Genomic DNA, 26,700 nt, shown 5'->3' on the forward strand with positions numbered 1-26,700 from the left:
TTTTTTGTCTTTTCTGAAAGCAGTGGCTGCATAATTTTTCTATTTTGCCTGAAATAGGTATCGATGTTTTTATCTCAGATTACACTTTGCAAAATATCATACGAAAGATTCGCACGTCCTGATTCAGTGTGACGTGAGGAGTGTTTTCTGAACAGCATTTTTGAGGCGAACACCGTTCTACGTATAAAGTAGTATTTGTACTTCTCAGGCTGTACTTTTCCTTCATCCGTATTACTTTCTGCACTCCAACACTTTTTACGTGGTAATAATTTAATGAGTAACTCAGAACAGATAACTGACCCTACGTCATATAAAGCCATATGGAATCTCGCATGGCCGCAGATTCTTATGATGATGTTCCATTTTTTCATCGGCTTTGTTGATGTATGGGTTGCAGGTCAGATAAATCCTAATGTTCAGGCGGCGCTGGGAATGATTTCCCAGACCTCCATGTTCTTTTTTGTCATAGCTATTGCGATTGGCAATGGCTGTGTTGCTGCCATTAGTCAGTCTCTTGGTGCTGGATTGCATGACAGGGCTGCGCGGTATGTGGGATTAGTTGTGATTCTGGGACTCTTCTGTGGTCTTTGTATTTCCGGTTTGGGCTGGGTGTTCCGCCATGTCTTTTTGGGAATATTGCAGACACCGGAAGAAATTTATCCCATCGCAATGTATTTCCTGAAGATTTATTTAGTGCTGCTGCCGGTATACTATGTGTTTATTATTACGAACGCAGTGTTCCGCGCAAAAATGATGGTTTTTGTCCCTATGCGCTCCATTGCTATTGTTGCGATAGTTAATGCCATTGCGGACTTAGGGTTCGGGCTTGGTTGGTTTGGCTTCCCTGAATTTGGTTACAAAGGGGTTGCATGGGCGACACTGCTCTCTGTTGCCGGTGGCACTATTTATAACTTTAGTGTGCTGGTTGGGAGTGAGATTTTGGTTAAGCGTTCCTTTGCTCCTTTACGCTGGGTGCGCTGTGCTCTGCCATACCTTGTTAAAGTTGCGGCGCCTGCCGGAGGAACTCAGGCACTGTGGCATACAGGATACATTGTTCTTTTTGCCATTGTCGCATCTTTGCCGTTTAACGCAGTTGAAGCCCTTGCCGGACTTGCTGCGGGCATGCGTATTGAGTCTCTTTTGTTCCTGCCTGCCTTTGCCTTCAACATGACGGCAAGTATCTTGATCGGGCATTTTCTCGGTGCAGGGAACAAAGTGGAAGCCAAGCGTGTCGGGTTGCGTATCTTGGGAGTTGCATGCGGGATTATGTCTCTCATTGCCATCGGGTTCTGGCCATTTATTCAGCCTATGGCAAAATTTCTTGCACCAGAGCCTGGTGTAACTGTTCAGGCTGCCGTTTACTTGAAGTATAATATCATTTCTATCCCGTTCACCGTAGCCAGTATGACTCTTGGTGGCATTATGACTGGTGCCGGTGCGACAATATATAACTTTTGGGTGTACAGCAGCGCATCATGGCTGGTTAGACTTCCTGTGGCCTATGTCCTCGGGCATCTGGTTTTTAAAGATGCGGAAGGTGTTTATATTGCCATGCTTATTTCACAGGCATTTCAGTCTACTACAATGTTTTATATCTTCATGCGACGCGACTGGTATCGTTTCAGCATGGTTAAACGTAAAAATTCGACCGCTCCGGCTGTGTAGGAGTCTTTAATGAAAGAACTTGTTTTTGAACCGATTACTTTTGATCGTAAAGATGAATACATGGAGCGTTTGGCTCAAAGCAATACCAAGTCATCTGACTTTAGCTTCACAAACATATGGGGCTGGGCAGATGAATATAGCCTTGAATGGGCATGGACAGAGAACTTGGTCTGGATCCGTCAGTCTACCACTGCAGATTCTGATATCCCTGTAGTTCGTTACTGGGCGCCGATTGGTAACTGGAACAACGTGGATTGGACAGGGTGTCCATACATGAAGCAGGCTCGTACCTTTCATCGTGTCCCGGAACGTCTTCTTGAAATCTGGAAAGAAAAGCTTGGTGACCGTGTTACTGCGCATGAAGATCGTGGTCAGTGGGATTATATTTACAGTGTGGAGGAGCTTGCAGAACTTCGCGGGAAGAAGTTTCATAAAAAGAAGAACCTCGTGAACCAGTTCAAGAAAAACTACACCTACACTTATGAGCCAATGACTGCTGACTGCGTGGAAGGGGTGCTTGAAATGCAGGAAGAGTGGTGCTTGTGGCGTGAGTGTGAAGAATCTCACTCCTTGCTTGCAGAAAACGATGCAATTCGCCGTGTACTTGAGCAGTGGGATGTGATTCCTTCTCTTATTGGTGGCTCCATTCAGGTGGATGGCAAAGTTATTGCTTACACCGTTGCGGAGGCGATTAATGACGAGACCGTTGTAATCCATTTTGAAAAGGGCAAAACGGATTACAAAGGCGTGTATCAGGCCATTAATAACTTCTTCCTGAATGACGAAGGCTCCCGTTTTACCTATGTAAATCGTGAGCAGGATTTGGATGACGAAGGGTTGCGTAAAGCTAAACAGAGCTATAACCCGATCGATTTCGTTAAGAAGTTCGTAGTGGAATTGGCAGAAGAAAAGTAGAAACTGCATGCGAATTGAGCGTTCGCAGCCATGTTTAGTGCAGTCTTTTTTTCTATCTACTAAAGATTGTAAGAAAAACGTCAGATTCGGCTATGTGTGCGGGTTTGACGTTTTTCTCGTAACAGCGCAAAGTGCGGCTTGCCTTTGTCTTCGTTTGACACCGTTTTTTAACGGGGATAGAAGTGCGGCACATCATATACAGACCTGTGAGGAATAAGACATGACTCTGAGAGAAAAAGTAGAAGCAGCGTTGGATAAAGTTCGTCCTTACCTTCAGAATGATGGTGGTGATGTTGAGCTGGTAGATATTACTGAGCGTGGTATTGTGACTGTTCGCCTTACTGGTGCTTGCAAAGGCTGCCCGATGTCCCAGATGACCCTGCGTAATACTGTAGAGCGTTTTGTTCTGAAAGCAGTGCCTGAAGTTAAGGCTGTTGAGGCCGCTGAAGATTAACAGATTGCGACAACCCGCACATTACGGCGCATCCGAAGGGATATAGTTTCCGTAAGCCCGAGCTGTTGAAGGCTAAGGGTGCTACTGTACAGACTTGTTTCAATCTGTACGGTATGTTGGCAGTATCTGTTTTATGCTTTGATTGAATACCTATAATGCATTAGGTTTTTTATATTTTTTAGGAGATAGTTACATGGCTAAAGTAGTCACACGTTTTGCTCCGTCCCCGACCGGACACTTACACATTGGTGGTGCTCGTACCGCTATTTTCAGTTGGTTGCTTGCTCGTCATCATGGCGGTGAATTTGTTCTGCGTATTGAAGATACTGACAGAGAACGTTCTGAGCAGCAGTACACTGATGCAATTCTTGCTTCTATGGAATGGCTTGGCCTTAGCTGGGATGCAGAACCTGTATACCAGAGCCAGCGCGACGACCTGTACAACAAGTACATTGATCAGCTGCTTGCAGAAGGCAAGGCATACTACTGTGATTGTAGTGCTGAAGAAGTAGAAGCAATGCGTGAAGAAGCACGTGCTAATGGTAAGAAGCCTAAGTACAACGGCAAATGCCGTGAGCTTGGTCTCGAAAAAGCAGAAGGCCGTGTAGTGCGTTTTAAAGCTCCTCTTTCTGGTCGTACCGTATGGAAAGACCTCGTTAAAGGCAGCATTGCGTTTGACAACGAAGAGCTTGATGACATGATTATCCGCCGTAGCGATGGGTCTCCTACTTACAACCTTGCAGTTGTGGTGGATGACCATTCTCAGGGTATTTCCCACGTGCTTCGTGGTGATGACCATGTAAACAACACTCCTAAGCAGATTATGATTTATGAAGCTCTTGGCTGGGAAGTTCCTGAGTTTGGTCATGTACCAATGATCCTCGGTTCTGACCGCAAGAAGCTTTCTAAACGTCATGGCGCAAAATCCGTAATGGAATACGAAAAAATGGGTCTGCTCCCACAGGCTCTGGTAAACTACCTCGTGCGCCTTGGCTGGTCTTACGGTGATCAAGAGATCTTTACTCTGGACGAACTGATCGAGAAATTCTCCACTGAGAACCTGTCCTCTTCTGCTGCTGGTTTTGATCCAGACAAACTTCTCTGGCTTAACGCTCAGTACATGAAAGATTCTTCAGATGCTGATCTTGCAGCGCTTGTTGCACCGTTTGTAAAAGAAGCTGGCTTTGAAATGTCTGCTGAAGACTTGACCGTTATGGTTCCTCTCTTCAAAGATCGTGCGAAAGACCTTATTGGTCTTGTTGATGCAATGCGTTTTATGCTTCTTGCTGATTCTGAATATGAGTTTGACGAAAAGGCAGTGACAAAAGCACTGACTGAAGAAGGCAAACAGCATCTTGCAAATATGCGTGAGCAGTTTGCAGCACTCGAAGCGTTTACTAAAGACACTACTCACGAAGTTATGGGTAACTACGTGTCTGATAATGGCCTTAAGTTTAAAGCTGTAGGCCCTCCATTACGTGTGGCACTTGTGGGTGCTATGGGTGGTCCTAACCTCCCTGACGTTATGGAGATTATCGGCAAAGAGCGTACCCTTGCTCGAATTGATCGAGCTCTTGAGCAGTAGGGTTTGTAAATCTTGCTAGTAAAAAGCCGCTACAGATGTAGCGGCTTTTTTTATGTTCAGCAGCTCAAGTCTGTGTTGAATAGAATTACGAGGAGGAGCACGCAGATATTGAAGCGATATTTTTTTTAAAGCTGACAGCGTCGTTTCAGTTGTTAATAAAAAGTGAGGGACTTTGGAGCAGGGTCGCAAATACATTTTTCAGCTAGCAAAGGTGAATAGAGAAAATATGCTTCTGCGATGGGAAGTCATAAAAGCTTTGCATACACCGTATTCAATCGTGATTAAGGGGTATTCAAAAATGAATAGGAGATAAGGTTCTGTTAAAATAGTCGTTTTTCATTTTGTGTGGCTAAATCTATTCAAAACTGAATAGTGATTAAAACTTTCTTACCGATATAATCAATAAAATTTAACTGGTTATGTTTTGGCATAAGGCTTGCCTTAATAGGGGCATACCCCTGCCCTAGTCTGGCAATGTCCCTAGATAAATTTATGCCATGCTCTTCATGGTGGATTTATTTTTATATTGAGAGTTATGCCCGTTTGTTTTGCTGAGACTGTCCCATGGGCAGGGCAATCTCAGGAGGAAAGTTATGAGTAAACCAGTTAATTCTTTAGAATCACCACGTTTTTGCGGAGTACGCACCTTTATGCGTTTGCCTAACGCAGCTACAGCAGCGGGGGTAGACTTCGCAATTGTTGGGGTTCCGTTTGATACCGCGACATCATACAAGCCTGGTTGTCGTTTTGGTCCGGAATCAATTCGTGCAGCTTCTACTATCTTAAAAAACTATAATGAAGTTTTGGACGTAGATATTTTTGAAGAGTGTACAGGTATGGACTGTGGCGATATTGATATTGTTCCTGGATACTTGGAAGAGAGCTTTGCAAAAATTGAAGAAGGTGTAGCAGCTGTGTTACAGGAAGGCGCTGTTCCTGTAATTATGGGCGGCGACCACTCTATAACCTTACCGGAGCTGCGTGCTGTCGCTAAAAAGCACGGGCCGGTTGCGCTGATTCATTTTGATGCTCATTCCGATACAGGAAATGACTATTTTGGTAAGCCTTACAACCATGGAACAACCTTCCACTGGGCTATCAAAGAAGGTTTAATTAAGCCTGAAGAATCTTGTCAGGTAGGCATTCGCGGTCCTCTGTACAGCCGCGATGCACTGAATTTTGCCCGCGAAAGCGGAATGGATGTGATTACCGGATGGGAATTGCATCACATTGGCATCGAAGCTGCTGTTAAACGTATTCGCGAACGTATTACTCCGGGTACTCCAGTATTTGTGACTTTTGATATTGATTTCCTTGATGCTGCATATTCACCGGGCACCGGAACACCGGAGATCGGTGGATTTACCACACATGAAGCACTGAAACTGGTGCTTGAATCCTGTCAGAACCAGAACCTTGTTGGCATGGACCTTGTTGAAGTGCTTCCAGAATCTGATGTTGCTGACATTACATCATTTGCTGCTGCTGGAATCATGCATGCATTTTTGTCATGCCTTGCCTATAACAAAAGACAAGCTGGGACGGAGTAATATATGTCTATCGATTTACTAATTATCATCGGATATTTCCTTGTAATGATCGGGTGTGGTATTGCCGGGATCTTTTTTGCTAAGAACAACGAGGACTTCCTTGTTGCCGGACGTAACTTACGCTTCTGGATGTATTTCCCATGTCTTGCCAGTGTTATTCTCGGCGGCGGTGCTACCTTTGGTTCCGTAAAGCTTGCATATCAGTTCGGCATTTCCGGCTCATGGGTTGTACTTATGTACGGCTTTGGTGTGATGAGCATGGGGATACTGCTCTCCAGTAAAATGGCTAACCTTCGTGTTATCAGTTTGAGTGAGATGCTGGAAGTACGCTACGCAGCCAGCGCACGCTATATCAGTGCAATTATCTCCTGTATCTACACAGCAATGATCGCTGTAGTGCAGGTTATTGCAATCGGCACAATTCTCCATGCATTTTTCGGATGGGATATGGTGACCTCCATGATCGCTGGTGGTGCCGTTTCCCTGCTGTACACATTGCTTGGTGGTATGTGGTCTGTAACTATCACAGATGTTATTCAGTTTGCACTTATGATGGTGGGCGTGTTCGGTTTCCTCGTGCCGCTTTCCATTGATAAGGCGGGCGGACTTGATGCTATGTTCAATGCAGTGCCTCAGTCATACTTTGATCCGTTTGCCATCGGCTGGGATCAGCTTCTTATGTACTTCCTCCTCATGTACCTTGGTATTATGATTGGTCAGGATATCTGGCAGCGCGTGTTTACAGCAAAAAGCGGCAAGGTCGCTACTACTGGTACCGTCACAGCTGGATTCTTCTCTGTACTCTGGGGTGGCGCAATGGCAATTTGCGGTATGGCTGCGTTTATTCTGCTCCCAGATCTCGATGAGCCACAGAAAGCTCTTGGTCAGCTTGTTGTAACAGTAATGCCAAGCGGCTTGCTCGGCATGGTTGTAGCTGGCCTGCTTTCCACACTTATGTCTACAGTGAGCGGCACGATTCTCGCGTCCTCCACACTTATTATTAACGACCTTGTTAAACCGTTCCGCAGTGACATGGATTCAAAACAGGAGATGTTCCTCTCCCGCGCTATTACCTTAGCTGTTGGTATTGTGGTGCTCCTCCTTGCGGTTGTTATCGGTGACGTTATGCATGCGCTTGATATCGCATATGCATTGCTTTCCGGCTGTATCTTTGTACCGGTTGTTGCAGGCTTCTTTTGGCGTCAAGCAACTGCGCAGGGTGCTGTGTACTCCATCATCGTCAGCGGTATAGTTACTACCGTTTGCATCATGACCTACGGTGCGTTTTCAGCACATACTATTATCTACGGTATGTTGAGCAGTGCGGTTGTTCTTGTTGTCGTAAGTCTTATGACTGGTCCTCCAAATCCTGCACAGCTTGCTGAGTGGGAGGCGCGTCTTGCTGCTTCTGAAAATTACGATGCAGATAATATGACTGACGAGGAGCGTGCGGCTCAGGCTCAGACAGCAGCGTTGCACTAATGGAGTTTTGTAACCTGAATAGATAGAAATAAAAAAGCTCGGGGGGAAGACTTTCCGGGCTTTTTTGTACATGTGTGGTTTGCCTGAGAGCACAGCATTTGCTAGTGTCGGCAACACAACTTTAAAAGAAAATATGCTTCTGCATATCATGTATAGCAGGCTGTAGTCCGGTTGGCAGGTCGGTGTTACAGTCGCACTCAACCTTTTTCACTAGGAATCGTGTATGCGCAATTACACTCCTTATGAAAGCGGGATGCGGGATTTGTTGGCAGAGCCTTATCCCATTCGTGCAAACTTACCGGAGTTGCACGATCTGTATTCTGTGATCGAATCTATGCACGATAACGTTGTTATTGTGGATAAACTGGGCGTTGTTATCTGGGTGAGCAGTTGTTTCGAACGAACATATGGTATTTCTAAAAGCGACATTGTCGGCAGAACAGCTGCCGAGATGGAAGCAGAGGGGTTTTATAGTCCTTCTGTAGCTTCGCTTGTATTGCAAGGAAAACAGACTGTAACCATTGTTGAAGATAACCAGCTTGGTGGCCGTAATGTTGTTACGGGAGTGCCTATTTTCGACGACGCAGGTGATGTCGAATGGGTTATCAGTTACACAATAGATTCCCGCTACTTCCTTAAGTTGAATAACGAATACGAAAAGCTGAATACCGCACTTGATGGAAATCAGATTGTCTTGAATCCAGATCCGTCATCGTGGGGTGTCGTAGCTATCAGCCCTGCAATGAAGCGGGTGCTTGAGTATGTCTCCAAGGTTGCTCTTGTAGATACCAACGTGCTTATAACCGGAGAGTCCGGTGTTGGTAAGAATGTTATTTCCCGTCTTATCCATAAGCAAAGTGACCGTTTAGACGGCCCGTTGATGGAAATTAATTGTGCCGGTATCCCTGCAAACCTTCTTGAGTCAGAATTGTTTGGTTACGAGGCCGGAGCGTTTACCGGTGCCAGCCGGCAGGGGAAGGTAGGGCGTATCGAACTTGCCAATGGTGGCACCTTGGTGCTGGATGAAATTGGTGAGCTACCTCTAGAGTTGCAGGCAAAGCTGCTGCAAGTGATTCAGGAAAAAAAACTGACTAAACTAGGTGGTACCCGAGCTATTGATGTGGACTTCAGGCTTATTGCAGCAACAAACCAGAACTTGCGATCTCTTGTGGATAAGAAACGGTTCCGCAGTGATTTATTTTTCCGTTTGAATGTGCTTCACCTGAACATTCCACCGTTACGAGAGCGCACTGAGGATATCTTACCGCTCGCGAATAATGTTCTCGAAGAAGCTAATGGCAAGTATTCAACAAATAAGTATTTTTCACCGGAAGTTACAGATGCGCTACAAATGTATTCATGGCCGGGGAACGTGCGTGAATTGCGAAATGTAGTGGAACGACTGGTGATTATTTCCGAACAGCTGATTATTACAGAAGAAGACTTACCGTCACATATTCGGGACGGGGCTTTTTTGGAAAGGGAAAACAAGCTGCCGCTTAAGAACGCTCTCCATGAACTGGAGAGGAAGCTTGTAACCCGAGCTTACAAAAAACATAAGACTACAGTGGCTACAGCAAAAGCATTGGGTATCAGCCAGCCTAGTGCTGCCCGTAAGATTGCTAAGTACTGCAAGTAATCAGATCTTTTTTGAAAAAATGAAATAGGTCGGAAATACCATCTTGTTGTATGTTTTTTTAGTATGGCTATCGTAAAAAAACATAAAAAAGGGGTGATTCTACGTAGTAGTAGAATCACCCGATATTTTCATACGAGCGCCATGTGTTACAACAGCATGCTGCGTAGTCAGAAGACAATGAATCCATTGCCCTCGGATAATACAGCCTTGTTGCTGATGAATTACTGAGCAGGCAAGTCGTCTTTGGTAAACATACGCCAGCTTGTAGTGCCGTCTTCAGAAGATTCAGGCATAACACGCAGAATAGGGTCGCCTTTCCAGTAATAGATCATGGAATCGTCAGAGAAAACATCACATTTCATGTTTTCTGCGATAACATGCGGCTCTAACTTACTTACCTCAATTCCAAGTTCGCTTAGTTGTTCGCGCAACAGTTCTTCAACACGTGCTGCTACGCTCTGAGACATTTTGCTCATAGAGTTCTCCTCATTATGATGGATGGACTATATCCTTGATTGCAATAGTTCGCAATTGTGTAGCTGTGTTGAAAAGTGAGTACTGACAACTTTGTTGAAAAGATGACGGCTTGTCCGCAAGTTGCTATAAAGTAGAAAGGGTTGAAGTGTAAAAAAAAGTTACGGAATCTTGAGGCCCTTCGGCCTGCGTAATGTACTTTATCAATTAGTAAAAAGGATAATCATGCAACTTTCTACAGTGCTTTCTCAAATGCCTTTTTTTAGTGGGCTTTCAGAAGAACAGCTTTCAGAACTGGCGACAATTGCTGTAAAAAAAGAAGTAGGGCGCGGGCAGATAATTTTCTATGAGTCTGCTCCGGCAGAAGGCTTTTACATTGTGCTGTCCGGCAGGGTGAAGATTTATAAGACTGGTCCTGATGGACGTGAGGCAATTATCCATTTGTATGGTTCTGGCGAAACGTTCGGTGAAGTGGCTGTTTTCCAGAATAGTTCGTTTCCTGCACACTCTGAAGCAGTGGAGAAGTCCACACTTGCTTTTTTCCCTCGCAAAGGACTTCTTGATTGTATTGCAAAAGATCCTGCACTGGCTCTTGCAATGCTTGGTGCCATGTCTATGAAGTTGCGCATGTTTACCAAACAAGTTGAAGCGTTGACACTTCATGAAGCACCACAACGTCTTGCATCGTATTTACTGTACACCAGCGAAGAAAAAAACGGCGCCGTTACATTTAAGCTTGATGTTTCCAAAGGTCTGCTTGCCGGAATGCTTGGTACCGCACGCGAAACTCTATCCCGTACTCTTTCTAAAATGGCTGACAGAGGACTTGTTTCTGTTGAAGGGCGTCAAATTACCATTGAGGATATGGCAGCACTCGAAGATTTGGCAGAAGGGGAAATTGTCCTGTAAGACGTAGACGGTTTTCGGAGTTGGTTTTGGTGGCCTTGGCGCTGGAGTCTTGATGAGCGTGGTGTTTGGGACTATCCTAATGGAGTAGCTCTATTCTTTTCGCAATTTCATATCAGCCAACTATTTAAAATACCGACAATAAGAGTGAATGTGGAGTTGTAGCTCGGGAGCTCTGTCTGTAAGTCTAAATTTGATTTTTTCTAATTTTCATATGATTCCTGACTGTTGCGTTGTTCTTGTTTTTCATGATTGAATATGATTGCATGGATAGTTGTATGCAACATATTGTTAGCATTGCTAGATTGTTCCGTAAGTCTATTTATGAACCGCCTTTGAAATTCTTCAAAGGCGGTTTTTTTCTGTAATAAAAGTGTGATGCAGAACTATTATGACGCAGTAAAGAAAGAATACTGTAATTTATCAACAATATTACAATGTAGTAATGTCGATTTTGTGTTCTTTCTGCTAGCTTGGTTGTAATCGCTTGAGGTTGTTGCGATCAGTGTTGCAGCATGCTGCATTAATAAAAGTTGAACGTAACAAGTATCTTACTGAATAAAATCTTATAGATAGGAGGCACGCTATGGTGAGAGCGAAGCTGATTGCTTGTAATATCGCAGCATTAATGGTGTTGGTTGCATTGGTGCTGCCAACAGTTGTCAAGGCAGAAGGACCGTGTCCAGTGGTTGTGAAAAAGGTGTGTGAAACTACACCAGTACCACCAGTTGATGTTGTAAGGTCTCCGACCTTTACTAGCCCCAAAGAAGTTACATTGTATGTCCCAATGAACCAAATGGCTATCAACAAAGCTCTGTCAACCGCTGATGAACGTAAAGTTCCTGCTCTGTCTACCCGCCGTGCTGTGGGCCGTGCTGTGCGTAGGGGAACCTTTGTCTACCCTCGTTGTGAATGGCCTGTTTACGCACCGGAAAAATACCGCGTTAACCCTGTAATTGTGCGTACAGAAAAACCGTAACGTACTTGCTGAAGAGATGAATATAAAAAGGCCTCGGTACCAAAGGTACTGAGGCCTTTTTTCAACTCTGCCTGATTAGATAAACGTATCGTGTAGGAAGCAAGGCTATCCGGTACGGTTAGCCGAACATGGTTTTCTGAGCTTTAGCGCCACCGCAGGTCATGATGGTTTCTTTTGCTTCGATATCGACGCCGGAAAGCTTGATAGCATCAGCCAGTGCACGGGAAAGACCGGTACAGCAAGGTACTTCCATACGCAGCACACTGATTGATCGGATACCGCTGGTGCGGATAATGTCTGCAAGTTTATTCACGTACTCGCCGGTGTCATCAAATTTTGGACAACCGATAAGGACTACTTTGTCTTTTGCAAATTCACTATGGAAAATTGGTGATGCTGCTGCCGCACAGTCTGCAGCTACAAGTACATCTGCATTTTTGAGGTATGGTGCAGTCGGCGGAACAAGACGGATTTTGAGAGGCCAGTGCCCCGGACCGGAAACTTTGTTGCCCGGTACTTTAATTTCAACAGTTTTCATGCTCTGCACCTGTGATCCCATGCAGCCGCAAGGGCTGGACTTTGGAGCTGCTTTTACTGCTGCTTCTTTTGCGTCGCGTTCTTTTACCCACGCCATTGCTGCTTCTTCATCAAATTCAGGAGCTTCTCGTTCAATAATGTGTAATGCATCCTGAGGACATGCTCCAAGGCAAGCTCCCAAGCCGTCACAGTATTCATCTTTAACTATTTTAGCTTTGCCGTTGATGATCTGGATAGCACCTTCAGCACAGTCAAGAACGCACAGGCCGCAACCGTCACAACGCTCTTCATCAATTTCAATAATTTTACGCACTACTTTATTCATAAAAAACTCCTTTAAGCGAAGTCGCTTTATTCCTCATTTGTTGAGTTCACTATACGCGGTTCTCTTTTTCATGTTGTGACGTACAGCAAAAATATGAACTTTTTTTGCGGTAGACTTTTTTTGAAGTAGAACTTGTTTTATATAGTTCAAAGCTCATTTAGTATGAAGAGTGTGCCTGTAAAATTATACAGCTGGACTTGCAAGTTTTGCTTCTCTTCGGCACTCTTTAGTGTGAAATGAATTATATAACGAGTTGTTAATAAGGATATATTCATGAAATTCGCTGAAATAAATTTGCTTGCAGAGCTGGAAAAGCCTGAGTTTAAAGAACTGCGTACCGCATTGAATGAACGTAAATTTGTTGCAACCGAGATGATAGCTGATCCATTTAGTGCAGCAGATGATGAAATTACCAAGCCGGATGCTTCTGCTTCTGGTTGTGTTTTTATAGTTAAAGAAGGACGCCTTAGGGTATTCCTTTCGGCAGAAGGGAAAGAGTTTACGCTGTCAATTTTGGAACCAGGTGATATATATACGTGTCATACCGGAACGTTTGTTCAGGCTTTGACGCCCGGCCTGTTGCTTACAACAAGTATTCCGGTGTTTCATGCCTACATGCGTGATATTCCGCAGGTCAGCAAAGTTATGGTTCGTATTCTTGGTAATATGTTGAAGAGCTCGTTCGGTATTATTGACGGCCTCGTTTTTGGAGATGCTTCCACACGGCTTACAGATTTTTTGTTGTCCATAGCAAAAGATGAAGGTGGGAAGCAGGTCGCACGCCTTGGTATGACAGGTGAACAGCTTGCACAACATATTGGTTCCACACGACAGACTGCTTCAACGTTGCTTAACGATATGGTGCGCTCTGGTATTCTTATACGCGTTAAACGTGGTGTTTTTGAGATTGTAGATAGAACGCGGCTGGAGGAGCTTAAAAAGTAGCTTAGTTGAACGTAACGAGGTATTTTTCCAATAATTGTCAGCTTGCTGACAGAAGCAGGATTATGAGTATGTAAGAGAGGATGTAGAACATAAAATTTTTGAGGAGAGCACAAATGGGAAAAGAACCTAAAAAGCCTGAAGATCTTTCTATTTGGCAAGACGCGCATGCAATGATCCGCAAAGCGAAAGCGGAAAGTATTGAAACTGCGTGGGACAGATTGGAACGCCAAACTCCACATTGTAAGTTTTGTGACCTAGGTACTACATGCCGAAACTGTATTATGGGGCCTTGCCGGATCAGCAATAAGCCGGGGGCAAAAATGAACATCGGCGTGTGCGGTGCCGACGCAGACGTTGTTGTTGCCCGTAACTTTGGTCGTTTTGTTGCTGGTGGTAGCGCTGGTCATTCAGATCATGGTCGCGATTTGATTGAAGTATTGGAAGCAATTGTTGAAGGTGATACAGAGCATTATCGTATTACTGATCCGGAAAAGCTTACACGCATCGCTGCTGAGGTAGGTGTTGTGACAGAAGGTCGAGACCTGCATGACATAGCCGTAGACCTTGTTGACGAATGTTTCAAAGACTTTGGTTCCCGTCGGTCTTCCCTTTCATTTTTATCCCGTGTTCCTCAACAGCGTCGTGAACTCTGGGACCGCGTAGGCATTACCCCTCGTGGGATAGACCGCGAAATTGCAGAGATGATGCACCGTACTCACATGGGTTGTGACAACGATGCTCCGAACACATTGCTGCATGCTGCACGTTGTGCGCTTTCTGACGGCTGGGGTGGTTCTATGATCGGTACAGAGCTTTCCGATGTTATTTTCGGTACTCCTACTCCATCACGCTCTACAAGTAACCTCGGCGTTATTAAAGAAGATAAAGTAAACATTCTGGTGCACGGTCATAACCCTGTTGTATCCGAAATGATTCTCGCCGCTTCTCGTCTTCCGGAATTGGTAGAAAAAGCCAAAGCAGCAGGTGCGACAGGTATCAACGTTGCGGGGCTTTGTTGTACTGGTAACGAGCTACTTATGCGTCAGGGCATCCCAATGGCTGGTAACCATTTAATGACAGAGCTTGCCATTGTAACCGGTGCTGTAGAATCTGTTGTTGTAGATTACCAGTGTATTATGCCTTCATTGGTGACTGTTTCACAGTGTTACCATACTCGTTTCATTACAACTGCTGAGAAAGCCAAATTTACAGGTGCAATGCACTTTGAAGTTCATCCGCATAATGCTCTTGAACAGGCTACGGCCATAGTTGAAGAGTCTATTAAAGCTTATATCGAACGAGACAAAGGCCGTGTGGAGATTCCAACACAACCTGTAGAAATTATGACCGGCTTCTCCAATGAAGCTATTCTCTCCGCACTTGGTGGAACACTGACCCCTCTCATTGATGCCATTAAAGCAGGTAAGGTTCGTGGTGTTGTTGGTATTGTGGGTTGCAACAATCCAAAAATTAAACAGGATTCCGCAAACGTCGGTCTTGCAAAAGAATTGATTAAGCGTGACATACTTGTTCTTGTTACTGGTTGCGTAACCACTGCTGCCGGTAAAGCTGGTCTTCTTGTGCCGGAAGGTGCTGAAATGGCGGGCGAAGGACTTAAAGAAATATGCGGTGCACTTGGCATTCCACCGGTATTACACCTTGGCAGTTGTGTAGATAACTCCCGTATTATGCATCTTTGCGGCCTAGTTGCAAAAGAACTTGGTGTGGATATTTCCGATTTGCCTGTGGGCGCCTCTTCTCCTGAATGGTATTCAGAAAAAGCTGCAGCAATCGGCATGTATGCCGTTGCCAGCGGTGTTATGACGCATCTTGGTTTGCCACCGAACATTCTTGGCTCCGAAACTGTAACCAATATTGCCCTTGAGGGGCTGGAAGACATTGTAGGCGCTCACTTTGTAGTGGAAGATGACTACGTAAAAGCCGCAGAGCTTCTGGATGCACGCATCCGTATGAAGCGTGTTGGGCTTGGTCTTTCTGAATAATGCATAGCTGACAGCCTGCCGCAGTGTGACGCTGCATTCCTTCACACTGCGCAGGCTGCGTTTTAGGTACGGCATGGGAGAAGTAGAATGAAGTTAGCTTTTGCAGGCAAAGGTGGCGTGGGTAAAACTACTCTTACCGCATGGATGGCAGATTATCTTGCTCGTAAAGGGCAGAATGTGTGGCTGGTGGACGCTGACACAGCTCTTTCCTTAGGCGAAGCCTGCGGAATTGATCGTAACAGTTTGCCGGAAGCCCTTATTCATCGGGAAGATTTAATTCGCGAGCGGATTCGGCAGAAAAATACCAGCATGTTCACCTTGAATCCTGATGTGAGCGATTTGCCGGAGGTTCTTTCGGTTGAATTGCCCGTAATAGGCCCCCCTCCACAAGGTGCTGCTGTCGGATCCAAACGCCTGCTCGTGATGGGGACAGTAACAGGAGCCGGAGGCGGGTGCGCTTGCGCTGCTAATACACTTCTTAAAGCCATTCTTGCGCATCTGGTTCTTGAACGAAATGACTGGGTGTTGGTGGATTTAGAAGCAGGAGTAGAGCACTTAGGGCGCGGAACCGTTGCACACGTGGATGGTCTTGTTGTTGTATCCGAGCCAAGCATGCGTGGTCTTCAAACTGCGGCTGATGTGGGAAGAATGGCAGTAGAACTCGGGTTGGATAAGCAGGTTTTAGTTCTTAACCGCTCTGATATTGCTTCATTAAAGCTTCCCGAACTAAAAGGTCTACCTGACAGTGTTGTCTCCATGCCGTACCTTTCTTCACTTGCAGCACGGCAGCTTACGACAGGAAATGTGCTAGGATTGGCAGACGCAGAAATTGATCTTGTTGTGGAGCGTGTGTTGAAACGCTTTGGCGTTGAGGTGTAGTTTTTCGAAGGTGTTGCAATAAGAGTTTTGAATGGAAAGTATGTAATGAAGTCGCAGCGCGAATTAAAAGAAAAAAGAGCATCCTTTTGATCGGATGCTCTTTTTTCTTTGTGTTATCGCTCACCTTTTCGTGCGCTGAATAAGGCTACGCAGCCTTTTACTTCAATTTCTACGTTTGTAAATCGGGATTCAAGCTCATCACGAAGACCGCTACGGTGGTCACGGGTATTCGAGAAGATGCCTTTTCTGTTGTAGTAGGCCATAAGCTTCTGGGCAGCAAAGTTTTGGCGTACACCGTGGCTCAGGATTGTTGATCCAAAAATTTTACCGCCGTCATGCAAATATTCTGAAAGGCTATCAAGAATAACTGCTTTTTCTTTAATTGATCCAGTGAGGCAATGGAAGAGGTAGTTAATGCTGATGGAATCAAACTTTTTGCATGGCAGGTGGAGTGGAGCAAGGATGTTAGCCTGATACACTTCGGGCTTGAATCGTTTAACGCGTTCGGCTGCCTTTTCAAGGTTAGTGTTGTTTGAATCCAGCAGAGCCAGACGGCGTTTTTGTTCCAGCAGGCAGTTGTCAAGGAAGTAGCCAGTGCCAACGCCTACATCTAAATGGTTAAGGGTGACATGCTTACGGAAGTGGTAGCGCAGATGTTTGGTAGGACAACGCCAGACCAACGTGTTTAAAATCCCGAGTTCCCAAAAATCATATATAGATTGAACAGACTTGGTGTAGGTGCTCTGTCCAGCGTGAGTTGTTTGTGAATGTTTCATTATCATATCTCCTCATAGGTCACTTGGTGATGACCATCGGGGCTGTGTGCTTGCATGCTGCATGAAGAAGTAGGCCGCAGCGCAATCGAAACTCTTATCGCATGAACTCTGTTCACGAGAAGTTAAAAAAGCAAAAAATGTAAAAAAAGAGTTCTGTGCACAGGCTGATTGTCAATAATATCAGATTGTAAATATATAAAAAAGCGCCCTTTATGTTGTCGCAGGGCGCTTTTTTCACTGATAGCCATGGCGTGAATACAATATTATTAAACATAACAAAAGTTGAACTCACGCTGCAAGGAGGTATGACTTTGAAATGAGTCTTACTATTTTGTTGGGCAATAAGATGCCATTCAGGTGACAGTTTTGTTTTATTAAGTTCCGGCGCGGTTACGCTCACAAATTATAATGCCGCGCCGGAATCGGGAACATGAGGTTGTGTTGTTCCCAACAATGAGAAAGGAAAGCAGAAAATTGCATTATGCATTTTTTATCTGCTAATTTGTCATGCATCAGCTGCGTTGCTTACTGATGCATGACAGATTAGCAGGTGGGGAGAGTAAAAGCCCCTTCCGCAGATATTGTGGAAGGGGCTTTTGTGCTTAGGGGCTTATCCGAGGATAGCCTTGAGGTCTTCTTCTGGAGTTGAGATAGGCTTGATGCCGTAGTTCTCTACCAGAACATTAAGAATATTCGGGCTGACAAATGCAGGGAGAGAAGGCCCGAGACGGATGTCTTTGATACCGAGTGAGAGAAGGGTGAGAAGAATAACAACAGCCTTCTGCTCGTACCAGCTGAGTACCAGAGACAGTGGAAGTTCGTTTACGTCGCATTCGAATGCGCCTGCAAGGGCAACTGCAATCTGAATTGCGGAGTAAGCATCGTTACACTGGCCAACGTCGAGGAGGCGAGGAATGCCGCCGATGTCACCGAGCTTTTTATCGAAGAAGCGGAATTTACCACAAGCAAGGGTAAGAACTACGGTGTCCTGTGGAGTTTGTTCTACAAAGTCAGTGTAGTAGTTGCGGCCTGGTTTTGCGCCGTCACAACCGCCAACGAGGAAGAAATGACGGATTGCACCGGATTTAACGCCGTCGATTACTTTGTCAGCAACGCTCATTACGGTGTTGCGACCGAAACCACAGAGTACGCTGCCGTTGTCTGCAGTGTCAGTAAAGCCAGGCTGGGCAAGAGCTCGTTCGATAACCGGAGTGAAGTCTTTGTTCTGGCCAATGTGGGTAAGGCCGGGCCAGCCGACAAGACCGGTTGTGAACACGTTGTCCTTGTATACTTCCTGAGGCTTCTGGATGCAGTTGGTAGTGAAGAGGATTGCGCCAGGGAACTCAGGGAATTCTTTATGCTGGTTTTGCCATGCAGTACCGAAGTGGCCGTAGAAGTGGTCAAACTTTTTAAGCTCTGGGTAAGCGTGACATGGAAGCATTTCGCCATGTGTATAAATATTGATGCCTTTTCCTTCAGTCTGCTGGAGAAGAAGATAGAGGTCTTGAAGGTCGTGACCGGATACCAGAATAGCTTTGCCAGGAACGTGACCAAGAGGTACTTCTGTAGGTTCGGGGTGACCAAAGGTACTGGTGTTACCTGCATCAAGCAGTTCCATTGTGCGGAGGTTTACTTCGCCACACTTGAGGCAGAGACCGAGCCATGCTGAAAGGTCGCGCTCTTCACCGTCGTATCCTGCTGCAAGGGCTTTGTATACAAAGTGGTAGACAGTAGTGTCTTGCTGATGGAGAACTGCTGCATGGTCAGCGTACGCGCAAAGACCTTTCAGGCCGAAGATGAGAAGCTGCTTGGCAGAGCGAATGTCTTCGTCGGTGTCGAAGTCTTTGATGGAGTACCCTTCACCCTGAGCAACCAGACCTTCAATAGTATCTGCCGGTTCAAAAGCGCCCGGTCCGCTCTGGAAATGAATATCAAGTGCTTTACGGCGTGTAACAATTTCGTTGATAAATTTCTGGAAGTCTTCTGGTGTAAAGTTAACGTTAGTTAAGGTAGTGAAGAGCATTTTTGCAGTGAAGTGCCCAAGATTGTTGCTGTTGTCCCCTTTTTTCAGTGCAGCAAGCGCAAGGCCGCGCAATGCGTAAACTGTGAGATCCTGAAGAGCAGCAACGTCTGGTTTCTTGCCGCATACGCCCATTTTATCACAGCCGATTCCTTTTGCTGTCTGTTCACATTGGTTACAGAACATGTGTAGCTCCTTTGGTCGAACGTTTGCTTGGGTAACTTCATCTGATTTAAAAAGCTTTCTGAAAAAATCTAACATACTGGTCCACCTCGTATGATGCAGGAATTTTTTATTTCATCTAACGGCAAATGGAAAAAGGGTAGCGGATGATTGAGTGAGAATGTTTTTCCCGCCGTTAAATGCAACCTACCTATCCCATAAGTTTTATTCTGTGACCCGAGTCAAAAAACATGGATAGTTTGAAGAAAAAATATATTTCCTGCTTTTTCGTTTTCTATCGTATTGAATTTCGCATGTTCGAATTGTAGGGAACATTATATAAGGGGCGTTGTCGGATTCTAAGGTAAGAGTCTCCTTTGCTTGCAAGAAAAAAGAGAAGAGTGTATCTTTTCTTCTTGACGAGTGGGTGGGGAATGCGTAAATACCTTCTTCGCCGTAATGGTGTAGGCGCGTAGCTCAGTGGTAGAGCACTACCTTGACATGGTAGGGGTCAGCAGTTCGATACTGCTCGTGCCTACCAGCACTGACGGATTGTAGGGAGGCGATAGCCTCCCTTTTTTTTATATACATGAAAATTTTCAGGAGATGCCATCGTGAACGTGTCTATTGAAGGACAAGTTGTAGAGGTAGCAGCAGATGCAAGCTGCCGTGATGCCCTGAGAGAAATACTCAGCGGTAAAAAACTCAAGACTGTGCTGGCTGCAAAATGCGGTACGGCAACGCTTGATCTCACTGCAACTATTCCAGCAGGTTGTGAAGAGCTCACGCCTGTATACGCTGACACGCCGGAAGGTCTTGATCTGCTCAGACACTCCACTGCTCACATCATGGCTGATGCAGTAAAACGTCTGTTCCCTTCCGCTAAAGTTACCATTGGTCCTTCCATTGAGAACGGCTTCTACTACGACTTTGACGTAGAGCGTCCGTTTACCACTGAAGACCTTGAGGCAATTGAAGCGGAAATGACCAAGATTATCCGTGAGGCAGCTCCGTTTACTTGCGAAGTTGTTTCCAAGGATGAAGCAAAAAAAATGTTTGCCGATATGGGTGAAAGCTACAAGCTTGAGCTTATCGACGCTGTTGACGACGACGTAGTGTCCATCTACCGTCACGGCGAGTTTGCAGACCTTTGCCGCGGTCCCCATCTTCCAACTACCGGATACGTAAAAGCGTTCAAACTCATGTCTGTTGCTGGTGCGTACTGGCGCGGTGATGAAAAGAACCCGATGCTTTCACGTATTTACGGTACCGCATTTGCTGATCCTAAGGCGCTGAAAAAGTACCTTTCCCGTCTTGAAGAAGCGAAAAAACGTGACCACCGCAAGCTCGGTGCTGCACTTGATCTCTTCAGCTTCCAGGAAGAAGGCGGCGTTGGTATGGCTTACTGGCATCCTAAAGGTGCTCTTATCCGTACCATCCTTGAAGACTTCGAACGTAAAGAGCATTTGAAGCGCGGTTACGATATCGTACAGGCACCGCAGATTCTTAAGCGCGAGCTTTGGGAACGTTCCGGTCACTACGATAACTACCGTGAGAACATGTACTTCACCGAAATTGATGAAGTACCATACGGCGTAAAGCCAATGAACTGTGTTGCGCACATGCTTATCTACAAGTCCCATATGCGCAGTTACCGTGACCTTCCAATGCGCTACTTTGAGCTTGGTGTGGTTCACCGTCACGAAAAGTCCGGCGTTCTGCACGGTCTTATGCGTGTTCGTCAGTTCACTCAGGATGACGCTCATATTATTTGCCGACCTGACCAGCTTCAGGAAGAGATCGTTGGTGTTCTTAACTTCGTTAAAGACATTATGAATGTTTTCGGTTTTGAATACTCTCTTGAGCTTTCCACCCGTCCTGAAAAATCCATTGGTGATGACGCAGATTGGGATCTGGCAACGGATTCCTTGATTGAAGCGCTTAAAGCCATTGATCTTCCTTACGAGATTAACGAAGGTGACGGTGCATTCTACGGACCTAAGATTGATATCAAGCTCCGTGACTGTCTTGACAGAGAATGGCAATGTGCTACCGTTCAGTGTGATTTTACCTTGCCAGAACGCTTTGACTTAGGTTACGTGGGCGAGGATGGTGAACGTCACCGTCCAGTAATGGTTCATCGCGTAATTCTTGGCTCTGTTGAACGCTTTATCGGTATTCTTACTGAGCACTATGCTGGTGCATTCCCAACTTGGCTTGCTCCAGTACAGGCACGCGTATTGACCGTTACCGATGCACACAACGAATTTGCAGAAAAAATCAAAGCGGAACTTCTTAAAGAAGGCATTCGCGTTGAAGCAGATACTCGTAATGAAAAGCTGGGCTACAAAGTTCGTGAAGCCCAGGTTTCTAAGATCCCGTATATGCTAGTTATCGGGGATAAAGAGGTTGAAGAACAAGGCGTGAACGTACGCATGCGTAAGGGCGAAAACCTTGGTCTGAAATCCGTTTCGGAAGTGGTAGAGCTTATTAAAGCTGATTGTGAAGAACCGTTTAAAAGCGGAGGGTTAAGCTATCGCTTTTCCTAAGTATCGTCGGCAAGAGCCGCAGGATATGACTAAGCGCAACGAACAGATTCGTGCGCGTGAGGTTCGTGTTATTAGCGAAACCGGTGAGCAGTTGGGTATTCTTAACAGAAACCAAGCTATCGACATTGCTAAAGAAAAAGGACTCGACCTCGTTGAGGTGGCTGCTAACGCTGAACCACCTGTCTGCAAGATCATGGACTATGGTAAGTACAAGTTCGAGCAGAAAAAGAAGAAACAGGAAGCTAAGAAGAATGCTGCTGTAGTTCAGGTTAAAGAAATCAAAGTTCGTCCAAAAACTGACGAGCATGATTACCAGACCAAGCTTAAGCACATTCGACGTTTCCTCGAAGCCGGTGACCGTTGTAAGGTTACTGTGTTCTTCCGTGGACGTGAAATCGTTCATAAAGATCGCGGTCTTGCAATTCTGGAACGGGCTATGGAGGATACCAAAGATATCGCAAAAGTGGATCAGATGCCACGCGCAGAGGGACGTACCCTGCACATGCTGCTGGTACCGACTGCAAAAAAATAAGCTTTCGAGCTTGATTTTGTGATTGATTTGGAGCAATATCCCCGTTTCGCGTAGTCATACTTCGTATTCTGCGCTTTGCTCAGAGGAATTTTTCGAAAACTCCCTGTTCTACAGGGGGTTTTCTCTCGCGCGCTGTCATTACGCTGTAGAATGACAGTGCAGCAATAACGGTAAGGAGATTAACATGCCAAAGATTAAAACCAGACGTGGCGCTGCAAAGCGTTTTTCTTTGACTGGTACCGGCAAGTTCAAACGTCGTAAGCAGAACCTTCGTCACATCCTGACTAAGAAAAATGCTAAGCGTAAAATGAACCTCGGTCAGTCTGCTATTGTTGATAAAAGCAACGAAAAAGCTGTTCGCCGTATGCTTCCATACGCATAAGGCGTATCACTTTAGTATATAACTTTTTTCTGCGCTCCGTTGGCACAACTCTCGCCTCACGGAGTGACAAAGACCCTGGAGGGTATCCATGCGAGTCAAGAGAGGCTTGGCGGCTCATCGTCGTCATAAGAAATATTTGAAGATGGCTAAAGGCTTCCGTGGCGGTCGTTCTAAACTGTACCGCACAGCACGTGAAGCTGTAGAAAATGCATTAGTATATTCTTACCGTGACCGTAAGACAAAGAAACGCGAGTTTCGTCGTCTTTGGATCCTGCGTATCAACGCAGGTGCCCGTTTGAACGGTCTCTCCTACAGCAAGTTCATGCACGGCCTGGCCCTGGCTGGTATTGAACTGAACCGTAAGGTCCTCGCTGACCTTGCAGTTCGCGAAAAAGAGCACTTTGCACAGCTTTGCGAAATTGCAAAAGCTAAGCTGAGCTAAGTAGCGTTTTTCAGGTATGAGCCTGATTCACGAATTAGAAAGCCTGGTTCAGGAGCTTAACAGCGGCCTGGATCAGGCTTTTTCATTAAGCGAAGTGGAAGATTTGCGTGTAGCCTTCTTGGGCCGAAAGGGTAAACTCGCGCAGATCATGCAGCGTCTTCCAGAACTGTCTCCAGAAGAGCGTCCGGAAGTTGGTAAAACTGCAAACATCGTTAAGGGCAAACTCACCGGTATGCTCGATGATTGCAAAACCAAGCTCGAAAACGCAGCGGAAGCGGATAAACTTGCTAAGTTTGACCCTTCCATGCCGGGACGTATGCCGTGGCAGGGTTCTTTACACCCTGTTACCAAGGTGATGACAGAAATCTGTGATATCTTCAAAGGTCTTGGCTACGACATCGTAACCGGTCCTGAAGTTGAAAACGATTTTTATAACTTTGAAGCGCTTAACCTGCCTCCAGAGCACCCGGCGCGTGATATGCAGGATACCCTGTACGTAACAGATAATATTCTTCTGCGTACACACACATCCCCAATGCAGGCACGTACTATGCTCAAGCAGGAGCCGCCGCTTGCTATTATCGCACCGGGTAAAGTGTACCGTCGTGACTCCGACCTCACTCACACCCCAATGTTCCACCAGATCGAAGGTCTGTTGGTTGGTGAGAAAGTAAGCCTTGCTGAGCTTCGTGGTACTCTTACTGCCTTCTTGCAGAAAGTATTCGGACCGGAAACCAAAGTTCGTTTCCGTCCAAGCTTCTTCCCGTTCACTGAACCTAGTGTTGAAGTGGATATTTCTTGCTGCATGTGTGGTGGTGAAGGTGAAGTTGGCGGTCAGCCATGCCGTGTCTGCAAGCAGACAGGCTGGGTTGAAATCCTTGGTTGTGGCATGGTCGATCCTGAAGTGTTCAAGAAAGTTGGCTATGATCCGGAAAAATACACCGGCTTTGCCTTCGGTCTTGGTGTGGAACGTGTTGCAATGCTTAAGTACGGCATTGGTGACCTCCGCATGTTCTTCGAGAACGATGTGCGTTTCCTTAACCAGTTCATCTAGCAGGGGAGAATAGTACCATGCTTTTAAGTATCAACTGGTTGAAAGAGTTTGTTCCGTTTACCGGAACAATTCAGGAACTTGATGACGCGCTGACCATGCTTGGTCTTGAAGTGGAAGAAGTACTTCGTCCATTTGAAGGCATTAAGCCAATGGTTATCGGTCATGTTATTGAGTGTGAGAAACACCCTGAAGCAGAAAAACTTTCTGTGTGTAAGGTTGATGTTGGCGAAGAAGAGCCGTTAAACATTGTCTGCGGTGCACCGAACGTTCGTAAGGGACTGAAAGTAGCTGTAGTTAAAGTTGGCTCTGTAATGCCTGACGGCACCAAGATCAAAAAGACTAAACTTCGTGGTATTCCATCCATGGGTATGATTTGTTCCGAGCGTGAGCTTGGTCTGTCAGATGAACATGATGGCATCATGGAGCTTTCTGAAGAGTTTGTACCAGGTGCAAACCTTGTTGAGTCTTTGAAGCTTGATGAAGAAGTGCTGGATATTTCCATCACTCCTAACCGTGCAGACTCCTTGAGCGTACTCGGTATTGCTCGTGAGGTTGCACTTGCTTTTGATCTGCCACTCACCGTACCTGAATACAGTCTTGTTGAGTCCGGCGACGATTGCTCTGAAGAAGTTGCAATTGAAATTGCCGACGCAGATAACTGTTACTGTTACTACGGCCGTATCCTCGAAGGTGCTTCCATTGGTAAGTCTCCTGAATGGATGCGTTACCGTCTCGTTGCTATTGGCTTACGTCCAATTTCTAACATTGTAGACGTAACCAACTACATCATGATGGGTTTTGGTCAGCCTCTCCACGCATTCGATCTTGATCGTCTTGAAGGCGCTAAGATCGTTGTGGACACTGCTGCTGAAGGTGAAAAGTTTACTACTCTTGATGAGCAGGAACGCACTCTTAAAGCAACTGACCTTATGATTAAAGACGGCAGCAAAAGCGTTGCGCTTGCTGGTGTTATGGGTGGCGCTAACAGTGAAATCCATGATGGTTCTACACGCATTTTCCTTGAATCTGCAGTGTTCCATCCAGCAACTGTTCGTCGCACCGCACGTCGTCTTGCTCTCTCATCTGATGCTTCTTTCCGCTTTGAGCGCGGTGTTGACCAGTTAAATTGCCCAGAGGCAATGGATCGCGCAGCAGTTATGCTTGCTGAGCTTACTGGCGCTACCGTTCGTAAAGGCGTTTGCAAAGCTGAACCAAAGCCTTGGGCTGCCCCTGAGCTTCAGTTCCGCCCGCAGCGCTGTCGCGATCTTCTCGGTGTAGATGTGGATGATGCTTTCTGTAAAGCTACCCTTGAAAAGCTCGGTTGTACTATTTCCGGTGCAGATACTGAGAACTGGACTGTAGTACCTCCAAGCAACCGCCTCGACTACGAGCGTGAAGTAGACTTTATTGAAGAAGTGGCACGCGTATATGGCATGGACCGTATCGAGCCTGTTCTTCCTCAGGTAAAACGTACTCTCGCAGCACGTAATGACGATTGCAACGAATACGAGTTCTGGTCTCTCATTAAGGCTTGGGGTTGCGGCCTTGGTCTTAACGAAGCAATCAACTACTCCTTCGTTGGTCATGCAGATCTTGATCTGTTCAATCTGCCAAAAGATAACCGCATCACTATTATGAACCCGCTTTCTTCTGAGCAGGATGCGATGCGTACGGAGCTTGCTCCAGGTCTTCTGCAGAACCTTCGTCATAACTTGGGTCATGGCAACACTGGTCTGCGTTTGTTCGAACTTGCGCATATCTTTGAAGCTGATGAAACAAGCGATACAACTGTTCGCGAATCCGGCCGCTTGAACATTCTGTTCTACGGTGACCGTTTTGATACCGCGTACCCGCGTATGGCTGCTGATGCAGAGTATGCAGATATTAAAGGCTGTGTAGAACATCTTCTTGCACACCTGCAGGTTGGTGAAGCTAGCTTTACTCTTGCAGAAGAGCATGCATGGATGTCTCCGGCTGTAGACGTTGTAGTGGGTGACCAGAAGGTTGGTACTATCGGCAGAATCAATCCTGAGATTGCTGATGCCTACAACGCTAAAAAAGATGTCTGGTTCGTAGACCTCGATACAGACGTGCTGAGAAAAATGTATGTTGCAAGCAGCATCAAGTTCTCCAGCCTGCCTGTGCATCAGTCTGCTTGGAACGACATCACTGTAATCGCTCCGATTACACTTAACGTTCAGGCTATCTTCGATCAGGTTGCTGCAACTAAATTGCCGCTTCTTGAGAAGATGGAACTGATCGACGTGTTCGTACCTGAAGCTTCTGAAGAAGCAGAAGAAACGCGCAATTTGACCTTCCGCCTTACCTTCCGTCATAGTTCTAAGACACTGAAAGATAAGGATGTGGACAAAGAGCGTAAAAAGGTGGTTAAATCTCTCGAAAGTGCATTGCCTGTTCGCATTTAGTTAGCAAACAGCTCTGCAG

At 45.9% G+C, this 26,700-nt stretch carries 22 protein-coding genes and 1 tRNA gene; 19 read left to right on the forward strand and 4 right to left on the reverse strand.

Translation table 11 applies throughout. From position 1 onward, the window contains the following. The first annotated feature begins 273 nt into the window (after positions 1–273). From BUR09_RS14190 to BUR09_RS14220, 7 genes are all read left to right on the forward strand, one after another. Entirely contained in the window at positions 274–1,665 is a 1,392-nt protein-coding gene (locus tag BUR09_RS14190) for an MATE family efflux transporter (protein ID WP_074217617.1), read from the forward strand. Positions 1,666–1,674: 9 nt separating this feature from the next. Next, positions 1,675–2,580, forward strand: coding sequence for a DUF2156 domain-containing protein (locus tag BUR09_RS14195; protein WP_074217618.1), 906 nt, complete (start codon positions 1,675–1,677; stop codon positions 2,578–2,580). 220 nt (positions 2,581–2,800) lie between these two features. Beyond that, entirely contained in the window at positions 2,801–3,034 is a 234-nt protein-coding gene (locus tag BUR09_RS14200) for a NifU family protein (RefSeq protein WP_074217619.1), read from the forward strand. A 193-nt stretch (positions 3,035–3,227) separates the two neighbouring features. Continuing rightward, complete coding sequence (gltX, locus tag BUR09_RS14205; protein ID WP_074217620.1) at positions 3,228–4,619, forward strand: glutamate--tRNA ligase; 1,392 nt, start codon at positions 3,228–3,230, stop codon at positions 4,617–4,619. Between the two features lie 593 nt (positions 4,620–5,212). Then, a complete protein-coding gene (gene speB, locus BUR09_RS14210) occupies positions 5,213–6,169 on the forward strand; it encodes an agmatinase (RefSeq protein ID WP_074217621.1) in 957 nt (318 codons plus the stop codon). Between the two features lie 3 nt (positions 6,170–6,172). After that, complete coding sequence (locus BUR09_RS14215; RefSeq protein WP_074217622.1) at positions 6,173–7,651, forward strand: sodium:solute symporter family transporter; 1,479 nt, start codon at positions 6,173–6,175, stop codon at positions 7,649–7,651. A gap of 223 nt (positions 7,652–7,874) precedes the next feature. Then, positions 7,875–9,290, forward strand: a complete 1,416-nt coding sequence (locus BUR09_RS14220) for a sigma-54 interaction domain-containing protein (RefSeq protein ID WP_245796748.1) — start codon at positions 7,875–7,877, stop codon at positions 9,288–9,290. A 221-nt stretch (positions 9,291–9,511) separates the two neighbouring features. On the opposite strand, the gene BUR09_RS14225 is transcribed toward BUR09_RS14220, so the two are convergent. Next, a complete protein-coding gene (locus BUR09_RS14225) occupies positions 9,512–9,766 on the reverse strand; it encodes a hypothetical protein (RefSeq protein WP_074217623.1) in 255 nt (84 codons plus the stop codon). A gap of 223 nt (positions 9,767–9,989) precedes the next feature. On the opposite strand from BUR09_RS14225, the gene BUR09_RS14230 reads away from it, so the two are divergent. Beyond that, on the forward strand, positions 9,990–10,673 hold the full coding sequence (locus BUR09_RS14230; protein ID WP_074217624.1) for a Crp/Fnr family transcriptional regulator: 684 nt from the start codon (positions 9,990–9,992) through the stop codon (positions 10,671–10,673). Between the two features lie 583 nt (positions 10,674–11,256). Continuing rightward, positions 11,257–11,649, forward strand: a complete 393-nt coding sequence (locus BUR09_RS14235) for a hypothetical protein (RefSeq protein ID WP_074217625.1) — start codon at positions 11,257–11,259, stop codon at positions 11,647–11,649. 118 nt (positions 11,650–11,767) lie between these two features. Here BUR09_RS14235 and BUR09_RS14240 read toward each other — a convergent pair whose 3' ends face one another. Continuing rightward, positions 11,768–12,511: an ATP-binding protein gene (locus BUR09_RS14240; protein WP_074217626.1), complete on the reverse strand. Its 744-nt coding sequence runs from the start codon at positions 12,509–12,511 to the stop codon at positions 11,768–11,770. Positions 12,512–12,784: 273 nt separating this feature from the next. On the opposite strand from BUR09_RS14240, the gene BUR09_RS14245 reads away from it, so the two are divergent. From BUR09_RS14245 to BUR09_RS14255, 3 genes are all read left to right on the forward strand, one after another. Further along, positions 12,785–13,456, forward strand: a complete 672-nt coding sequence (locus BUR09_RS14245) for a Crp/Fnr family transcriptional regulator (RefSeq protein WP_074217627.1) — start codon at positions 12,785–12,787, stop codon at positions 13,454–13,456. 113 nt (positions 13,457–13,569) lie between these two features. Continuing rightward, on the forward strand, positions 13,570–15,459 hold the full coding sequence (gene cooS / locus BUR09_RS14250) for an anaerobic carbon-monoxide dehydrogenase catalytic subunit (protein WP_074217628.1): 1,890 nt from the start codon (positions 13,570–13,572) through the stop codon (positions 15,457–15,459). A gap of 87 nt (positions 15,460–15,546) precedes the next feature. After that, the gene (locus BUR09_RS14255; RefSeq protein ID WP_074217629.1) at positions 15,547–16,338 is read left to right on the forward strand and encodes an ATP-binding protein; all 792 of its coding nucleotides are present in this window, start codon (positions 15,547–15,549) and stop codon (positions 16,336–16,338) included. 113 nt (positions 16,339–16,451) lie between these two features. On the opposite strand, the gene BUR09_RS14260 is transcribed toward BUR09_RS14255, so the two are convergent. Both BUR09_RS14260 and hcp read right to left on the reverse strand, forming a co-directional pair. Next, positions 16,452–17,114 (reverse strand): class I SAM-dependent methyltransferase, encoded by a 663-nt coding sequence (locus BUR09_RS14260; RefSeq protein WP_084539509.1) that lies wholly within the window; start codon positions 17,112–17,114, stop codon positions 16,452–16,454. 610 nt (positions 17,115–17,724) lie between these two features. After that, positions 17,725–19,320: a hydroxylamine reductase gene (gene hcp, locus BUR09_RS14265; RefSeq protein WP_074217631.1), complete on the reverse strand. Its 1,596-nt coding sequence runs from the start codon at positions 19,318–19,320 to the stop codon at positions 17,725–17,727. A gap of 442 nt (positions 19,321–19,762) precedes the next feature. Between hcp and BUR09_RS14270 the strand changes: the two genes are divergently transcribed. From BUR09_RS14270 to pheT, 7 genes are all read left to right on the forward strand, one after another. Next, a tRNA-Val gene (locus tag BUR09_RS14270) sits at positions 19,763–19,837 on the forward strand. Positions 19,838–19,910: 73 nt separating this feature from the next. Next, positions 19,911–21,845 (forward strand): threonine--tRNA ligase, encoded by a 1,935-nt coding sequence (gene thrS, locus BUR09_RS14275; RefSeq protein WP_074217632.1) that lies wholly within the window; start codon positions 19,911–19,913, stop codon positions 21,843–21,845. A gap of 25 nt (positions 21,846–21,870) precedes the next feature. Then, positions 21,871–22,377 carry a translation initiation factor IF-3 gene (gene infC, locus BUR09_RS14280; protein ID WP_139296863.1) on the forward strand — a complete coding sequence of 169 codons (507 nt, stop codon included), beginning with the start codon at positions 21,871–21,873 and terminating at the stop codon, positions 22,375–22,377. Positions 22,378–22,561: 184 nt separating this feature from the next. Continuing rightward, positions 22,562–22,759 carry a 50S ribosomal protein L35 gene (rpmI, locus tag BUR09_RS14285; RefSeq protein WP_074217634.1) on the forward strand — a complete coding sequence of 66 codons (198 nt, stop codon included), beginning with the start codon at positions 22,562–22,564 and terminating at the stop codon, positions 22,757–22,759. Between the two features lie 88 nt (positions 22,760–22,847). Beyond that, positions 22,848–23,201 (forward strand): 50S ribosomal protein L20, encoded by a 354-nt coding sequence (gene rplT / locus BUR09_RS14290; RefSeq protein WP_066856710.1) that lies wholly within the window; start codon positions 22,848–22,850, stop codon positions 23,199–23,201. Positions 23,202–23,217: 16 nt separating this feature from the next. Then, positions 23,218–24,255, forward strand: coding sequence for a phenylalanine--tRNA ligase subunit alpha (gene pheS / locus BUR09_RS14295; RefSeq protein WP_074217635.1), 1,038 nt, complete (start codon positions 23,218–23,220; stop codon positions 24,253–24,255). 17 nt (positions 24,256–24,272) lie between these two features. Continuing rightward, positions 24,273–26,681 carry a phenylalanine--tRNA ligase subunit beta gene (gene pheT / locus BUR09_RS14300; RefSeq protein ID WP_074217636.1) on the forward strand — a complete coding sequence of 803 codons (2,409 nt, stop codon included), beginning with the start codon at positions 24,273–24,275 and terminating at the stop codon, positions 26,679–26,681. Positions 26,682–26,700: the final 19 nt, after the last annotated feature.

Source organism: Halodesulfovibrio marinisediminis DSM 17456, from assembly GCF_900129975.1.
Taxonomy (GTDB): Bacteria; Desulfobacterota; Desulfovibrionia; order Desulfovibrionales; family Desulfovibrionaceae; genus Halodesulfovibrio; species Halodesulfovibrio marinisediminis.

Coding starts and splice junctions, on each gene's coding strand:
- BUR09_RS14200 (WP_074217619.1), top strand. CDS start 2,801: ATGACTCTGAGAGAAAAAGTAGAAGCAGCGTTGGATAAAGTTCGTCCT.
- rplT (WP_066856710.1), top strand. CDS start 22,848: ATGCGAGTCAAGAGAGGCTTGGCGGCTCATCGTCGTCATAAGAAATAT.
- BUR09_RS14225 (WP_074217623.1), bottom strand. CDS start 9,766: ATGAGCAAAATGTCTCAGAGCGTAGCAGCACGTGTTGAAGAACTGTTG.
- infC (WP_139296863.1), top strand. CDS start 21,871: ATGACTAAGCGCAACGAACAGATTCGTGCGCGTGAGGTTCGTGTTATT.
- BUR09_RS14190 (WP_074217617.1), top strand. CDS start 274: ATGAGTAACTCAGAACAGATAACTGACCCTACGTCATATAAAGCCATA.
- hcp (WP_074217631.1), bottom strand. CDS start 19,320: ATGTTCTGTAACCAATGTGAACAGACAGCAAAAGGAATCGGCTGTGAT.
- rpmI (WP_074217634.1), top strand. CDS start 22,562: ATGCCAAAGATTAAAACCAGACGTGGCGCTGCAAAGCGTTTTTCTTTG.
- BUR09_RS14215 (WP_074217622.1), top strand. CDS start 6,173: ATGTCTATCGATTTACTAATTATCATCGGATATTTCCTTGTAATGATC.
- BUR09_RS14220 (WP_245796748.1), top strand. CDS start 7,875: ATGCGCAATTACACTCCTTATGAAAGCGGGATGCGGGATTTGTTGGCA.
- BUR09_RS14260 (WP_084539509.1), bottom strand. CDS start 17,114: ATGAAACATTCACAAACAACTCACGCTGGACAGAGCACCTACACCAAG.
- BUR09_RS14255 (WP_074217629.1), top strand. CDS start 15,547: ATGAAGTTAGCTTTTGCAGGCAAAGGTGGCGTGGGTAAAACTACTCTT.
- pheT (WP_074217636.1), top strand. CDS start 24,273: ATGCTTTTAAGTATCAACTGGTTGAAAGAGTTTGTTCCGTTTACCGGA.
- pheS (WP_074217635.1), top strand. CDS start 23,218: ATGAGCCTGATTCACGAATTAGAAAGCCTGGTTCAGGAGCTTAACAGC.
- BUR09_RS14230 (WP_074217624.1), top strand. CDS start 9,990: ATGCAACTTTCTACAGTGCTTTCTCAAATGCCTTTTTTTAGTGGGCTT.
- BUR09_RS14235 (WP_074217625.1), top strand. CDS start 11,257: ATGGTGAGAGCGAAGCTGATTGCTTGTAATATCGCAGCATTAATGGTG.
- BUR09_RS14195 (WP_074217618.1), top strand. CDS start 1,675: ATGAAAGAACTTGTTTTTGAACCGATTACTTTTGATCGTAAAGATGAA.
- gltX (WP_074217620.1), top strand. CDS start 3,228: ATGGCTAAAGTAGTCACACGTTTTGCTCCGTCCCCGACCGGACACTTA.
- BUR09_RS14240 (WP_074217626.1), bottom strand. CDS start 12,511: ATGAATAAAGTAGTGCGTAAAATTATTGAAATTGATGAAGAGCGTTGT.
- speB (WP_074217621.1), top strand. CDS start 5,213: ATGAGTAAACCAGTTAATTCTTTAGAATCACCACGTTTTTGCGGAGTA.
- cooS (WP_074217628.1), top strand. CDS start 13,570: ATGGGAAAAGAACCTAAAAAGCCTGAAGATCTTTCTATTTGGCAAGAC.
- BUR09_RS14245 (WP_074217627.1), top strand. CDS start 12,785: ATGAAATTCGCTGAAATAAATTTGCTTGCAGAGCTGGAAAAGCCTGAG.